Genomic DNA, 14,058 nt, shown 5'->3' on the forward strand with positions numbered 1-14,058 from the left:
ACCGCCAACGCACCGCCCGACTCCTGCACGTCCACACCAACACCGTCGACTACCGCCTCAAACGCATCGGCCAACTCACCGGCTTCGACCCCACCCAAGCCAGCGGCCTGTGGTACCTGCGCTCCGCCCTCGTCGCCCGCAGCTACGGCGACTGAGGCTCACCAGCCGGGCCGGATCGCCGCGACGTAGGCGCGCGAGACCGTCGAGGTGAGCACGTCCAGGACGTCGACGAGAAAGGCCCGGTCGGCGCGCGGATCCGAACGACCGTGCGCCCCCGCCGGATCCATGCGATCCAGGCTCACCTTGACGCCGCAGTGAATCGCGTGCTGGACCGTGTCGATCGGCACCCCGTCGCGCGCCCACCCGGCGGCCGCGTCCTCGAGCCGGTGCAATGCCTGCGTCGCCGCCGCCTCGGTGGCATCGAGCAGCACGATCGCCAGCTCGAAACCCAGCCGCATCACCGCGGTCGGATCGGAATCGCCTGTATCCCAATCACTTTGCGGCATCGACCGATGCTCGTGCCCGGATTCGCCGGGGTCGTCCGGGGACTCGGCGTTGCCGGAATCGTTGCTTCGCATGGCGCTCCTCCGTCCGCCGAGTCCCTTCGCAGCACCGAAAGTATCGGGGACGCGCGCCGAATACGAGCACCCCTCTCCGGTTGACACAAACCTCCGAACGACGACGCGCCGGGTTTGTGACCGATCCCAAGGCGGAACCTAGTGCACCCGTCCGGAATCGGGTTTGAGCCGCCCCTCGTCCACCAGCGTCTGATACGCGGCGCGCTTGCGCGGGCACTCCTCGCGACGGCAACCGCGGTGGCGCTGCATCGCCAGATGCGCATCGCTCACCGACATCGGCTCGTCCGGGGCCTCGTGCGGCCAGCCGATCGGCCATACGGACACGTCCATGGTGTCTCCTCCGGGGACGGGCGCCGGTGGCCTGTCGTCGGACTCGACCGGATTGCGCTGCGGCGGAAGGACACCCTGCCACAGCGCGGCCATCGACAGCGCGATCACCGCACCACACACCGCGGCGACCGCCACCAACCCCGTCACAACGCACTCCGGCCTGCGGGCAGCATCAGTCGTCGTCCAGCCCGGCGGACAGGTAGGCCACCGCCGCCAGCCACCGGCCGCACGACACCGTGTGCTCGGCGCCGAGGATCCGGCGCGCGAGCGCATCGGTCAGCTCTCCGTCCAGGTCGCGGCATCCGTGCTCCTGGCCCAAACGGCAAGGCGCCGAACACCTTCGCGTGGTAGTCGTCATGCGACTCCCCTCCGCCGAGACGCTGCCGAGTGCTGCCGACGACGCCCGCTACATACTGAAAATGTGATACTCTTAACGTGATAGATGTTAGCGTGATTATCACGTTAATGAAAGAGGTTGGGGCGGAAGGGGTTCAGGGCGTACCGGCTCCCGCCGCACGCCGACCATCATGGGTACGCGATTACGCACGGCGCGAAAACTGCTGCTGGGCCGCGAGATCGAGCACATGATCAACACCGCGGGCCTCAGCCAGAGCGAGGCAGCCAAGATCATCGAGACCAGTCAGAGCCGCATCGCCATGCTCACCAACGGCGCCAGCTCCATCACCGTCGGCGATCTCGAGCGGCTGGCCACCGAGCTCGGCTTCACCGACACCGGCTATCTCGACACCCTCAAGGAATTGCGCCGCGACAACCACAAGCGCGGCTTCTGGAACACCGGCTACCGCCGCGCCTACATCGAGGACCTGCGCCTGCTGGTCGACCTCGAGGCGCACGCCAGCCTGCTGCGCGTGGCGGAGGCCGAGATCATGCCCGGACTCATCCAGTGCGAGTCCTACATTCGCGCCCTGCACGAACCCGAACATCCCACCGAACCCGATCCCGACCAGGTCACCGTCGAGGATTCGGTGCAGGCGCGGCTGGCCCGGCAGCAGATCCTGACCGAGCCGCAGTCACCGGAATTCCGCGCGATCCTGTCCGAATCGTGCCTGCGCCGCGAGTACGGCGGTAAGACGGTCATGGTCGAGCAGCTCGAACATCTGCTGACACTGTCGCGACGGCCCAACATTCTGCTGCAGGTGCTGCCGTTCACCGTGACCACCCACGGCGCCGGCATGGAGGACCGGTTCACGCTGATCCGGGTCCCGTCACCGGGTGCGGCCGGTGATCTGGACATGGCGATCGTGGAGAGCCAGGGCGATATTCGCTACATCGACGACAAGCCCGCCGTCACCGCGCGCGAGGCGGTGTGGTCGCGATTGTCGGCCGCGGCGCTGGGGGTCGAGGATTCCCGGCGATTCATCGAGCACATCGCGCGCTCGTTCCGCCGCAAGACATTCACCTGACGGGTCATTCGCAATTCAACCAGGATGGATGGGGGTCCCCATGAGTGCCAACGACTTCGAGTCCCGCGAGATCGACGCCAGCCGGCCGTCGGCGGCCCGGATGTATCACTACTACCTGTCCGGTGAGGCGGTATTCGATGTCGACAAGGTCTTCGGCGAGCGCATCTTCCAGATCTTCCCGTACGCCGACACCTGGGCCCATCACAACCGCGAGTTCCTGCAGCGCGCCGTCAGATACATGGTGGCACAGGGGATTCGGCAGTTCCTCGACATCGGCTCCGGGCTGCCCACGGTCGGCAACACCCACGAGGTGAGCCGGTCCATGGCCGCCGATGCGCGGGTGGTGTACGTCGACAACGATATGGAGGCGGTCGACCGGGCACACGAATTGCTGCGCCAGCAGTTCGCGCTCGGGAGCACCGCCATCGTCGAGGCCGACCTGCGCGTGCCCGAGCTGATCCTCGACCATCCCGAGACCCGGCGGCTGATCGACTTCGACCAGCCGATCGGGCTGCTGATCGTCAGCGTCTGGCCGTTCGTCGCCGACAGCGACCGGCCCTATCAGCTGATGGCGCAGCTGCGTGACCGGCTGCCCTCGGGCAGCTACGTGGCCATGAGCCACGTCTCGCTCGACGACGCCCCGGACGAGCTCAAACAGCGCATCGCCGCGGCCGCCGACCTGTACAAGGAGACCTCCGACCCGGTGAACGTGCGCAGCCGCGACGATTTCGCGGCCTTCTACGACGGTCTCGAGCTGGTCGCGCCGGGGCTCGTGTACGCCCCGGACTGGCGTCCGGAACGCCCGGTGGATCCGCGAGATCCGGCACGGCCGTGTAATTTCGCCGCGGTTGGCTACAAGCCATAGGTACACCGCAGTCGCGCGGACCCCCGCGTCCGCACGGCCGCAGCTTTACTCTGTAGAAAGGCACCACCAATGACGCTGCTACCTACCTTCACCGCGGGTGAATTCCGCAAGGCGAGTTACAGCTCGCCCAACCAGAACTGCGTGCGCGTCGCGCGCAGGGACGGCTGGACCGCGGTCTGGGACGACAAGCGCGCCACCGACCGCACCACCCCCGCCACCCCGCTACCGGCGGACGAGTTGCTGCTGTTCACCGATGAACAGTTCGACACGTTCCAGGCCGGTGTGCGCGGCGCCGACCCACAGCGCTCGCCGCTCACGGTCACCCGCCGCGCCGACGGCCGCTACGTCTTCCGCGCCGTCACACCGCAGCCCGTGATGGGCGTCGAGCTCGTCTTCGACCAGGGCGAACTCGACGCCTTTCACCATGGGGTGCGCAATCACGAATTCGACCACGCCTGACGCAACCGAAATTCAGCCCACCACGACCGAATAGGGAACAAACCATGTCCACGGCAGGTGTCCGCCCCGCGCGGGCACTGTGCCCGGTCCCCCTCGACCGTCGATGCAACAACCTTGCGCACCGACAACTTTAAGCCCGAACCCGGTGCGTCGCAGCACCGCGTGGACAACTCACCAACGGTGCACAACGCCTTTGGGGCGCCGTCACAAGCGCATCGCGCGTCGCACCTCGGCCACGCTCAGCTCGCGTCGTCCAGGCGCACCCGCACCGTGACCCGGCCGCGTTACTCGCGCAGCGCGACGGCGTGGCCGGTCCGGTCGGCGCCCTCGAGATGCAGCGTGATCGGGCCGCCCGCACCGAGGAAATTGCGCCACCAGGACTTCTTGTCCGGCATGGCCACGCCGATGACCAGCTCGCCGTTCACCCGCCGGTAGTTCACCGGCGTGCTGAAGGTCTTGCCGGACCTGCGTCCCACGTAGGTGATCCGCACGAAGCTCTTGCCCATGAGCGGCCCCACCACGGGTGCCTCGGTCAGCGCGACCACCCCGGCGTTGAATCCCCGGACGGCCCGGCCCAGCAGCGACTTCGATTCCATGGTTCCTCCCGGTCGGTACCCGGATCCTCGCGAACATCCGCAACTCTAGTGCGCGGCGGCCGCCTACCGAGTTCCGAAATCGGCGACGGCGCGCAAGATCGCCTGCTCCATGGCGGGACTACCGGTATGTCCGGAATCCTCGATGATCTCCAGCCGGGCGTCGGGCCACACCCGCGCCAGCTCCCAGGCGGTATCCAGCGGCCCGGACAGGTCGAGCCGCCCGTGGACCAGGACCGCCGGGATGCCCGCCAGCCTGTCCGCGCCGCGCAGCAGCTGGTCGTCGGCGAGCCAGGCGGCGTGGGCGAAGTAGTGCGTGCAGATCCGCACGAACGCCAGCATGTCGGCATCCGCTTTCGCGCTGTATTGCCCTGGGCTGCCGAGCTTTTCGTGCGCGATGACCGCGTCCTCCCAGGCACACCAGTCGCGGGCGGCGCGCATCCGCACCTCGGCGTCGGGATGATCGACCAGCCGCGCGTAGGCCCGCACCAGGTCGCCGTCGCGCTCCGCGGGCGGGACCCCGTCGCGGAAGGCCTCCCACTCCCGCGGCAGCAGGCGCGCCAGACCGTGGTAGAGCCAGTCGATCTCCGCCCGGCGGGTCATCGTCACCCCGGCCAGCACGATCGCGCGGACGCGCTCCGGATGGCGCTGCGCATCGAGCAGACCCTGCGCATAGGGTTCGATCTGCGGGAAACGCTGCGGTACGCTCGTGGGCTCGGATGTCATCCGGCGATCATCACCCATCCCGTACGCCCGCGCGACGGCGTGCGACGATCCTGGCGTGGACGACGACTTTCTCGACGGGGTGGCGGACCGGCTGGCGGCCTTGCCCGCGGTGGCGGCGGTGACGCTCGGCGGATCGCGGGCGCAGGGGACGCACCGGCCCGACAGCGACTGGGATCTGGCGATCTACTATCGCGGCGACTTCCGGCCGCAGGCGCTGCGCGAGATCGGCTGGGACGGAGAGGTTTCCGAGATCGGCGCCTGGGGCGGCGGGGTGTTCAACGGGGGTGCGTGGCTGCGGATCGAGGGGCGGCCGGTAGACGTGCACTACCGGGATCTCGAGGTCGTGGAGCGGGAGCTGCGGGAGGCGGAGCAGGGCCGGTTCCACATCGAGCCACTGCTGTTCCACCTGGCGGGGATTCCGTCCTATCTCGTGGTGGGCGAGCTCGCGATCAACCGGGTGCTGCGCGGCGAGCTGCCGCGGCCGGACTACCCGAAACCCCTGCGCGCCAACGCACCCGGTGTCTGGTGGGGCGCGGCCCAGCTGGTGTTCACCTACGCGCGCGCCAACCACGCGCCGCACGGCCGGACGACGCTGTGCGCCGGACTGATCGCGCAGGCCGCCGCCCAGAGCGCCCATGCCGTCCTGGCGGCCCGGGGCGAATGGCCGACCAACGAGAAGATGCTGCTGGCCCGCGCGGGACTCACCGAGATCGATCGCCTCGTCACCGACCTGCGTCCCGATCCGCGGGCATCGGCCGAGGCGGTGGACCGCTCGCGCGCCGTCTGCGAGGCCGCCGTGCGCGACGCGGCGGGATTGTAACCGCTCCCGTCCGGCCGGGAGCGGAAGTAGCTGTCGCGCAGAATATCTCACAGCGCGCGGCAACCTCACCCATTCGCATGGACTGGCACACATCGCCGGGGCACACTTGATGTGACGACGTTCGGCGCGCACGGCCGAGCGCGGGGGCGAGGGCAGGACTATGAGAATTCGGCCGCGGCAACAGCTGCTGGACCTGTGGCGGGCGGTGCTCGCCTACTCCTACCGAGACGAGAAATGGGTGTGGGGCGGGCGCGACGGCTCCAACTCGATCAGCGACGCCGAGCAATTGCTGTGCCTGCTGTATCCGGCGACCGCGATCGCGGCGTTCGCGCTGGACCAGCCCAACGAGATGGCCGCCGACGCCAAGGCCGCCCTGTCCCCGTTCGGCGAGGAGACCCGCATCGGCGGCGTGCTCGTCGGCCTGCTCGAGGACTACTTCGCGCGCTACACCGGCCCCGACGGCCAGCCCGTCTTCGCCGCGGGCAGCTATCTGCACTCCAGCGACGACACCCCGCCCACCGAGGCGCAATTGGCGCTCGAGGTCGTCGACTCCTACTCGATGTCGCTGAGCCTGTGCATCGCGGCGCTGCGCTTCCTGCGCGGGTTCGAGCGGTTCGTCAGCGGCGAGGTGCGGATGGAGGCGCGGCAGCTGCGCGAACGGATTCCCGTGGCGATCGACCGGGCGGGCGCGCGGCTCACCGCCGCCATGGCGGGCCTGGTGCGCAGCTTCGTCATCCATACCCCGGAGCCGAAATCCGATGCGGGACAGTCCATTCTGCGGATGCTCAATCAGAACCACGCACCGCCGGAGGAGATCATCGGACAGCTGTCGGCCCGGCTCGAGCAACTGCGGGTCCAGGCCGCCAACGAGGTCAAGCTGAGCCAGACCAGCGATGTCGACATCGCCGACGACGAGCGGCTGTTCGAATGTGGTTGGGGCTGGGGCGTAGTCGCCACGGCGGAGCCGATCGACTTCGTGCCGGGCCATATCGGCGCCGCGCCCGGCCACGCCGAATCCCGCCCGTACCTGTACTTCACGGCCGTCGCCCTGGACGGCATCATCGACCTATCGTCACAGCGCATCCGGGAGCTGGACCTGCTGACAGATGAGCAGCGCAAACTCGCCGACGCCCTGCAGCTGCGCTTCGAGCTGACCCGGACCTACTGGTCGACGGTGGCCCGCTTCGGCGGCAACTGGCCGCTGGAGGACATCCCGTGGCGCACCTCCGACGGCGAGGAGTCGGACTACTTCAGCCTCGCGGTCACCGCCATGCTGATCCAGGACCTGGTCTACCGCGAGAGCACCGAGGATCTGGCGCGCACCGTCGCGATCTTCGATCGGCTGGCCCGGCGCGGGCGCATCACGAGCAGGCTGACCTCCGACGATCCGGCCGCGGGCCTGCATCATCCGGGTGTGCGGCTGCGCCTGTCGGGCAGCGCGGGCATCGGCGGCGGGCCCCTCTTGCAATGGCACGTGCCCGATTTCGCCACCCTGATGCTGAAGCGCTGCCTGGAGGCCGCCCGCATGCGCACCGACGTCGGCACGCGGGACCGGCTGATGGGACTGATCGAATCGGCCATGGACCACCTCGACCGCTGCGTCCTGCGCGACGGTCCCGCGCCGGGGCTGTGGGACGACACCGGCTGGATCTTCGGCGATCGCGGCAACGGCCCCGAGGGCCCGTCCTGGTTCGTCACCGAGCGGATGATGGAATCGCTGGTGATCGCGTACGGCACCTTCAGCGAGCCGCCGCTGGCGCCGGACTCCATGGTGGCCCGCGCGGTCGACCTGCTCAGCGAGGCCGAGCACCTGCTCAATCAGGAGGAGCTCGAGGTGGAGGGCGACGACCTGTCCCCCAGGCAGGTCGCGGTCGATCGCATCCGGCAATCCCTGGACCGCGCCCGCCACGTGCTGCGCGAGCGTCCCGGCACCGCGTACAGCCTGTCCACGCAGGCGCTGATCCAGCTGGACGAACTGGCGTACGCGCGCCAGGACGCGACGCGGTAGGGGCGGCATGGTGCTGGTGTTCTCCACCTCCGACAAGGGCGGCACCGGACGGTCGGTGACCAGTTGCAATATCGCCTACCGGCTGTGCATGTCCGGGCGCAACGTCGCCTATGTCGACTTCGATTTCGGCTCCCCCACCGCCGGCGCGCTGCTGGAGATCAGCGCGGTGGAGCGGGGCGCGCCCGCGGGCGGCGGCGTGCATTCGTATCTGCTCGGCGAGAGCGGCACCGCGGTGCGGATCGACGTCGGCACCGCGACCGACCGCACGGAGCTCAAACGCCTCGGGCCGCGCTCGGGCCGGCTGGTGCTGCTCCCGGGCGACGAGGGCGGCGCCGAGTTCCTCACCTGCGACGACGCCATCGTGAACCGCTGCGCCGAACTGCTGGTCGCGCTGGAGCAGGAATTCCGGGTCGTGGTGGTCGATCTCAGCGCGGGCCGGTCGGTCGCGCTCGAAATCGCCCTCCAGGCAACGGCTCTCCCGCAGCTGCGGCGGCGCACCGCCCGCTGGCTGATCTTCCACCGCTGGACCCGCCAGCACATCCTGGCCGCCTCCGGCCTGGTGTACGGCCCGCACGGACTACTGCAGACCGGCGCCCAGTGCGGCCACGATCCCGACGATCTGCTCGGCTCGATCCGGTACGTGCGCACCGCCGTGCCCGCGGCCAATTCCCATCTGACCGCCCAGCGCGCCGCCCAGGCGGCGTGGCTGCAGGAACAGGATGCCGCACTGCGGCGGCTCGCCACCGCCAACCGGCTCGGCGCGACCGCGGTCCTGGGCGCCACCCCGATGGAGCCGGTGCTGCAATGGCGCGAGCAGCTCATCCTCGACAGCGACGTCAACGCCCATATCGCCAACGCCGAGACCGCGCTGGCCTATACCGAACTGGCCCGCCGCCTGGTCGACATCGCCACCTGGGAGAAGCTCTAGATGGACATGCGGGGGTACAGCGAGGCGAGGGAGCAGCCGCGGATCGCTCGGGTTCCGTTGTCGCACTTGTCGATCGAGGTCGGGCACTTCTATCTCAACGACATCACCGGCGATATCGGGCGGGTGCGGGCGGAGTTCCGCCGCATCGTCCCGCTGGTGTCGGCCTTCATCGAATCGGCCCGGGTGCAGTTCGGCCCCGGGGCGCGGGTCAGCACCTGCTATCTGATCGACGACTACTTCCAGCCCGATACCGATCCCGCCGACATTCTCGGCCGGTTGCTGGACGCCGCCGACGAATCCGGTCTGACCATCGACTATCTCGCCCGCGAGTCCGGGTGCTGGCAGACCTCGACGTTCGTCGACGGTGTGCCGCTGGGCGATCCGATCCCGGTGGCGGAGATGGTGGCCGCGCGGATCGTCGCCGAACCGGCGCCGCCGGACACCGGGCGCCGCCCGCCGACGGCACAGTCCGGCTGGCTGTGCAACGGCCGCCGATCGTCGGAACACGAACCGGCACAGGCCATGCGGGGGCGCAGCTACCAGCCGCCGGAGGAGTTCGGCCGCCGCGAGCACTCCATCTTCCTCGACGTGCAGCTGTGGAGCACGCACACCGACGAGTCGGGCACGACGACGCGGTGGTCGTGCCCGTTCCTGGCCGCGGTCTGGCATCTGCTGCGGCTGGGGATGCTGCGTTATCACGGTGCCGCCGTGGTGGATCCGCAACCGTGGCACGGTGAACCGTGGCCGCGGCGCTGGCACGAGGTGCCGCCGGTGGTGCGGCTCAATCCGCGGGCCGCCCCGTTCGCCGCGTATCAGACGCTGTCGATGCTGCCGAAACGGTATATCGGCATCGAACACGCGGTGCGCCTGGTGCTCGATCATCTCGATCTCGACGACGACGTGGTCGCGCAGGTCATCGCGGCCGGGGCGGCCGACGAGGTCCCGGTCACGGTGTCGCGCAAGGTGAGTGACCGCCTGTCCCACCTGCTGCTCGACGGGCCGTGACATGGCCGCGCCCCTGGTAGTGCTCGGCGAGGTGCGCACCTGCCTGCTGCCGTCGGCCCCCCCCCCCCCCCCCCCCCCCGCCCCCCCGCCCCGCCCCGGGGGGGGGCGGGGGCGGGACCGGAACTCACCCCACCCACGGAAAGGAACCCGCCCTCATGACCCCGAACCCGTTCACCGGCCCCGTGCCTCGATCCGCACTGAATGCCCGGCTTGCTGCCGCGTACGCGATGCCCGGCGGCGCGGCCCGCGAGCAGGCCATCACCGACCTGGTCCTGGCGGCGATCGTCGCCGAGATCGCCAGTCGCGCGCCGAGCGTGCGGTCGGTCGAGTTCGACTGGGCACCCTACGGCGGCCTCCACATTGTCGCGTTCCGCGGCGAGGACGGCGCCGAGGTCCACGACGAGGACCTCGCCGTCGACCTCATCCCGTGGGCCTCGGATCTACGCTCCCCGGACCTCGCCGGCATGACTCGCGCCTCCGGCGACGGGCCCTTCCACCTCGACCTGCACACCATCCCCGAACCCGCACGCGCCCCGTTCGAGTCATCGCGGTGAAACACACTCCGACAGAAAGGATTTACCTGTCATGCGCGTCATCGGCTATGGCGAACGCTGCCGAAAAGTCAAGACCGTCACCATCACACCGCACAACCTGACGCGCAACCGGCTGACCGGCCTCTGCGACGACTGCACCGACCGCCCACACCCGCACCCGACCCGGAACCGGTAACCCCGCATCCCCCTGGGCTTGCCGTACTCGAAACACGTTAGGAGACACCGATAATGACCGACAACACTGCCCCGGAAACACCGCCCACTGCTGCCGACATCTTGGCCGCCCGCGCCCGCCGCGCCGACGAGTTCTACCCGCACGACCCGGTCACTCGCGCCGCGTTCGTGCGGCACTGCGACCGCGCGGGGGTACTGGCCACCCACGCCGAGGTCTACCTGCGCGCCTACTGGGAGGCACTCGACAGCGGGCGCACAGCCCGGCCGGTCGGACCGGACGCACCGTCCGATACCCGTTCCAAGCAGGTGGAGGTAGTGGCCGAGTGGGCGTGGGCGCACGCCGACACCAGCGTCGAGTTCACCAGTCCCGACCTCGCCGCCGACATGGACATCGTGCTGATTACCAGCACCAACCTCGACCCCGGCTCGATACGCGCCACCGCACCCACCATCACCTACCCGCCCACCGACCCACACACCAACTGAATCCGAACCCACCCCCCGGGCGCGGCGAGCGGCCACCACCACCCCGCGCCCAAATTCGAGAGGACATCTCTGCCATGACGAACGACACGACAGCGGACCCGGCGACGTGGCCCGAGGACACCGAATGCCCGATCCGCGCTGGTGACGAGGTGGTATCCCGCGATGACCCGGACACAACCGGCAGGGTGGTGCGCGTCTACATCGAGAACGCGCTCACCGTGTGCCAGGTGCATATTCGCGGCGGCACCGTCAGCCGGTATGTCTACCCGTGGGAGCTGGCGACCGCCGATACCGCCGTCGATCCGGTCGACTGGGACCTGCGCATGCAGCACTTCGTGACCGTGCAACGTGACCGCGTGAGATTCCGGATGCGCGAACAGCAACGCGACATCCTGCACCGGGTCATCGCACTCACCAAAAAGGCCACAGCGATCACCTACGAGTTGTCCGCGGGCCGCATCCCCGGCCCGACGGGCTATTCACCGATGGGGTTCGCCGCTGCCGACCTCGACGAGAAACTACGCCGGATGGCGGCCTACCGCGAGATCGTCATCGAGGCCGGCCTCTTCACTCCCGACGACCTCGAGGTCCAGCTCGCGATCGAGGCCACCGTGCCGATACCAGCGCCGCTACAGTCGGCGGCCGCTGAGGTCTCGCGGACCTCGCCACCACCCGCGGACGGGATTGCCGAGGCCGACCGGTTGCACGGCGACATCCGCGACCGGCGGCACGAGGCCGAGCATGAGCAGCTGTACGCGACGCTGTGCGCCAAATACGGCCTCGACGGCGGAGATCCCGGCCATCGAGACAACGACCCCGACTTCGACGTCGCCTACCTCCGGCAGCGCGACGACCTGAACGGTGAAATCGCGAGCGCCGCTGGGCAACTGATCGATCTGATCGAGGCGGGCGGACCGCTGCCCACCGCGTGGACACGGGGCCGCGCATGACCGCCGGGCAGGCGGGTGCGGCGCGGGTATGGGCGATCGAGATCGCCGGTCCGGGACGCCACGACGGCGAACGGCCGCACGGCTATCTCATCGACGCCGACACCCTCGCCGACGCCGCACGCCGCGCGTGGCTGGTCCACCTGTGGGTCGAGGCATCCGAACACGGCCTCGTCGCCGCCGACGGCACCGTCCCGTCGTGGACGGCCGCCCGCAACCACGCGACCGGACCCCACCCCCGCGCCGACGACGTCCTCGTCCTCAGCGGGCACGAATGCTGCTGCACCGCAACCATAACGACCGATGACAGCGACTCGTCCCGCACCGGCAGCTCGCTACCCGGCATGGCCTCGCGCTACTGCGGCGGCACGTGGTGGTGGCGTGTCACCTGGGCACAGGCGGCCCCACACATCGATCTCGACCGGCTCCACGAACTCGGCTACCCGATCCACGGCCCGACCCCGGAGCACACCCACCAGTGACCCGCCCCAGTGCGCCCGGACCCGGGCCGACCGCCCGAACGGACACCTCGGCCGCGCAGCTTCCCTGCGTGGTGGCGGTCGCAGCCTCGGATTAGGTCATTCCGCCGGTAAATAACGAAAGTCGAGTCGAATTCGACTCGAACTGCGGATTTCCGAGATCGAGAATGGCGACGACGAGAAGAAAATCCGGTCACATATTTTCTCCACGCACCGCTTGACATCAATACCCGTATCGAGCGTTCATAGACATGGGAACACCGCCACACCATCCGATTTCGGGTGATACGGCGTGGTTTCCGTCCCGGCCGGGACATGACCGAATACCCACCAATTCCCCACCTATCAGGGAGGAACCGTCATGTCCACACGAAAGAAGAACACCACAAAACGCGCGGAAACCCGCGCCACCGAAACCACCCCCGAACCGGCCGCCAGTGCGCCGGAGCTGACCACCGACAACGAGAAAGAATTGTGGGCCGCGCTGGAAAACCATCCCGGATCCACCGCCGCCGAACTGGCAGACGCGGCCGGGATCGCTGCTTCCACCGCCCGGCACATCCTGACCGGCTGGGCCAAAACCGGTGCCGCGCATCGCGACCGCGACCCCGACAACCCTCGCGCCGCCCAACGCTGGACACCGACCGCCCCGCCCGACCCGGCAGTCCCGGCTGCTGAGCCACATCCGGAACCGGACGCGGAACCGGGCAGCGACACCGCCAGCACTGCCACCGAATCCGCCGACGACGCGCCCACGCCCGAACCCGCGCCCGGTACGCAGGCACCGCCGGAACCGCCCGCAGCGGGCCCTACGGGCGGCGAAACCACGGCCCCGGCGACCGACACCCCCGACGGCGGGCCGGATGCGGCAGTGGGGCAGCAGGAGTCACCCGAGCGGCTGGCACCGGGTGCGCTGCGGGGGCAGGTCGAAGATCACCTGCGCGAGGCCCCCGCCGGGAAGGAATTCACGCCGCACGATATCGGGAAGGCGTTGGGGCGCAGCAGCGGCGCCGTACACAACGCCCTGGTCAAACTCACCGACCTGGGCACCGCCCGCCAGACGTGCGCGCGGCCCAAGAAATTCACCCTCGCGACCGGCGAATGATCGCCCACCACCCGACTCGGCCCTGTTCTGTCCAGAATTCCATTTCGAGAAAGGTTGTGATCGTCATGAACGAGATCAGCTCCACCAGCCTCGCCGCCGTCGCGGTCGCCTTGCACCAGACATTCGACTCCTCCGTGCACGGTCCCGACAGCTTCGAGCTATGGGTTGTCATCGCCGACGAGGCCGCACGGCAACTCGCCGCCAATACCGCGCCGCCGCAATGGCTTCCGGTGTTCACCATGTACCGCAAACTGCGCACCGAAGCGCTCCTCCACCCGGGCACCGGCCGGGTGGAAATCACCAGCGGGCAACTGGCCGGTACCACCTACCGCGATTTCGACAGCGCGGCCTGGGCGGTGGTTACCCACCATCCCCTCGCCCAGCACGTCGCCGGAGTCACGGACCTGCCGACCTGGCGGCTCGACAGCGTCCACCACACCCCGGACCCGGACGCTCGCGTGCGTCCCGCTGCCAGCTAACCCGCCGGAATAGGCGCCCCCACCGCCGGCGGGGGGGGGGGGGCGCGCGGAGGCCCGCCCGCCCCCCCCCGCGGGGGGGGGCGCCACGGCGGCCGGGG

Annotated in this window: 20 protein-coding genes; 15 read left to right on the top strand and 5 right to left on the bottom strand. The window is 69.4% G+C overall.

Annotation, left to right across the window (positions count from 1 at the left end; all coding sequences use genetic code 11):
• A partial coding sequence (locus QH290_RS23220; protein ID WP_280385113.1) for a helix-turn-helix domain-containing protein occupies nucleotides 1-155 on the top strand: 155 nt, incomplete at its 5' end.
• 3 nt (nucleotides 156-158) lie between these two features.
• Here the strand turns inward: QH290_RS23220 and QH290_RS23225 are convergent.
• From QH290_RS23225 to QH290_RS23235, 3 genes are all read right to left on the bottom strand, one after another.
• On the bottom strand, nucleotides 159-578 hold the full coding sequence (locus QH290_RS23225; protein WP_280268954.1) for an RsbRD N-terminal domain-containing protein: 420 nt from the start codon (nucleotides 576-578) through the stop codon (nucleotides 159-161).
• A 138-nt stretch (nucleotides 579-716) separates the two neighbouring features.
• Nucleotides 717-1,055 (bottom strand): hypothetical protein, encoded by a 339-nt coding sequence (locus QH290_RS23230; RefSeq protein ID WP_280268955.1) that lies wholly within the window; start codon nucleotides 1,053-1,055, stop codon nucleotides 717-719.
• Between the two features lie 25 nt (nucleotides 1,056-1,080).
• The gene (locus QH290_RS23235; RefSeq protein WP_280268956.1) at nucleotides 1,081-1,266 is read right to left on the bottom strand and encodes a hypothetical protein; all 186 of its coding nucleotides are present in this window, start codon (nucleotides 1,264-1,266) and stop codon (nucleotides 1,081-1,083) included.
• Nucleotides 1,267-1,435: 169 nt separating this feature from the next.
• Here QH290_RS23235 and QH290_RS23240 point away from each other — a divergent pair, with 169 nt between their 5' ends.
• From QH290_RS23240 to QH290_RS23250, 3 genes are all read left to right on the top strand, one after another.
• Complete coding sequence (locus tag QH290_RS23240) at nucleotides 1,436-2,332, top strand: Scr1 family TA system antitoxin-like transcriptional regulator (RefSeq protein WP_280268957.1); 897 nt, start codon at nucleotides 1,436-1,438, stop codon at nucleotides 2,330-2,332.
• 40 nt (nucleotides 2,333-2,372) lie between these two features.
• Nucleotides 2,373-3,197 carry an SAM-dependent methyltransferase gene (locus QH290_RS23245; RefSeq protein WP_280268958.1) on the top strand — a complete coding sequence of 275 codons (825 nt, stop codon included), beginning with the start codon at nucleotides 2,373-2,375 and terminating at the stop codon, nucleotides 3,195-3,197.
• A 69-nt stretch (nucleotides 3,198-3,266) separates the two neighbouring features.
• On the top strand, nucleotides 3,267-3,656 hold the full coding sequence (locus tag QH290_RS23250) for a DUF397 domain-containing protein (RefSeq protein ID WP_280268959.1): 390 nt from the start codon (nucleotides 3,267-3,269) through the stop codon (nucleotides 3,654-3,656).
• Nucleotides 3,657-3,940: 284 nt separating this feature from the next.
• On the opposite strand, the gene QH290_RS23255 is transcribed toward QH290_RS23250, so the two are convergent.
• Nucleotides 3,941-4,252, bottom strand: coding sequence for a nitroreductase/quinone reductase family protein (locus tag QH290_RS23255; RefSeq protein WP_280385096.1), 312 nt, complete (start codon nucleotides 4,250-4,252; stop codon nucleotides 3,941-3,943).
• 63 nt (nucleotides 4,253-4,315) lie between these two features.
• Complete coding sequence (locus QH290_RS23260) at nucleotides 4,316-4,975, bottom strand: alpha/beta fold hydrolase (RefSeq protein WP_342213755.1); 660 nt, start codon at nucleotides 4,973-4,975, stop codon at nucleotides 4,316-4,318.
• A 55-nt stretch (nucleotides 4,976-5,030) separates the two neighbouring features.
• Between QH290_RS23260 and QH290_RS23265 the strand changes: the two genes are divergently transcribed.
• The 11 genes from QH290_RS23265 (at nucleotide 5,031) to QH290_RS23315 (ending at nucleotide 13,960) form a co-directional block, all read left to right on the top strand.
• Nucleotides 5,031-5,795: a nucleotidyltransferase domain-containing protein gene (locus QH290_RS23265; protein WP_280385099.1), complete on the top strand. Its 765-nt coding sequence runs from the start codon at nucleotides 5,031-5,033 to the stop codon at nucleotides 5,793-5,795.
• Between the two features lie 160 nt (nucleotides 5,796-5,955).
• On the top strand, nucleotides 5,956-7,803 hold the full coding sequence (locus QH290_RS23270) for an SCO2524 family protein (protein WP_280268962.1): 1,848 nt from the start codon (nucleotides 5,956-5,958) through the stop codon (nucleotides 7,801-7,803).
• A 7-nt stretch (nucleotides 7,804-7,810) separates the two neighbouring features.
• Entirely contained in the window at nucleotides 7,811-8,731 is a 921-nt protein-coding gene (locus tag QH290_RS23275) for an SCO2523 family variant P-loop protein (protein ID WP_280268963.1), read from the top strand.
• Nucleotides 8,732-9,736 (top strand): SCO2522 family protein, encoded by a 1,005-nt coding sequence (locus QH290_RS23280; protein ID WP_280385101.1) that lies wholly within the window; start codon nucleotides 8,732-8,734, stop codon nucleotides 9,734-9,736.
• Between the two features lie 155 nt (nucleotides 9,737-9,891).
• Nucleotides 9,892-10,290 (top strand): hypothetical protein, encoded by a 399-nt coding sequence (locus QH290_RS23285; protein ID WP_280385103.1) that lies wholly within the window; start codon nucleotides 9,892-9,894, stop codon nucleotides 10,288-10,290.
• A gap of 31 nt (nucleotides 10,291-10,321) precedes the next feature.
• Nucleotides 10,322-10,465, top strand: coding sequence for a hypothetical protein (locus QH290_RS23290; protein WP_280385105.1), 144 nt, complete (start codon nucleotides 10,322-10,324; stop codon nucleotides 10,463-10,465).
• A gap of 53 nt (nucleotides 10,466-10,518) precedes the next feature.
• Complete coding sequence (locus QH290_RS23295; protein WP_280385108.1) at nucleotides 10,519-10,950, top strand: hypothetical protein; 432 nt, start codon at nucleotides 10,519-10,521, stop codon at nucleotides 10,948-10,950.
• 74 nt (nucleotides 10,951-11,024) lie between these two features.
• Nucleotides 11,025-11,900, top strand: coding sequence for a hypothetical protein (locus tag QH290_RS23300; RefSeq protein WP_280385109.1), 876 nt, complete (start codon nucleotides 11,025-11,027; stop codon nucleotides 11,898-11,900).
• Nucleotides 11,897-12,379 carry a hypothetical protein gene (locus QH290_RS23305; RefSeq protein WP_280385110.1) on the top strand — a complete coding sequence of 161 codons (483 nt, stop codon included), beginning with the start codon at nucleotides 11,897-11,899 and terminating at the stop codon, nucleotides 12,377-12,379. The genes QH290_RS23300 and QH290_RS23305 overlap by 4 nt, the downstream gene beginning before the upstream one ends.
• Before the next feature lie 358 nt (nucleotides 12,380-12,737).
• Nucleotides 12,738-13,481: a hypothetical protein gene (locus QH290_RS23310; RefSeq protein ID WP_280385111.1), complete on the top strand. Its 744-nt coding sequence runs from the start codon at nucleotides 12,738-12,740 to the stop codon at nucleotides 13,479-13,481.
• A gap of 65 nt (nucleotides 13,482-13,546) precedes the next feature.
• A complete protein-coding gene (locus QH290_RS23315; protein ID WP_280385112.1) occupies nucleotides 13,547-13,960 on the top strand; it encodes a hypothetical protein in 414 nt (137 codons plus the stop codon).
• Nucleotides 13,961-14,058: the final 98 nt, after the last annotated feature.

It is taken from the genome of Nocardia wallacei, from assembly GCF_029869545.1.
In the GTDB taxonomy this organism is placed as follows: domain Bacteria; phylum Actinomycetota; class Actinomycetes; order Mycobacteriales; family Mycobacteriaceae; genus Nocardia; species Nocardia wallacei_A.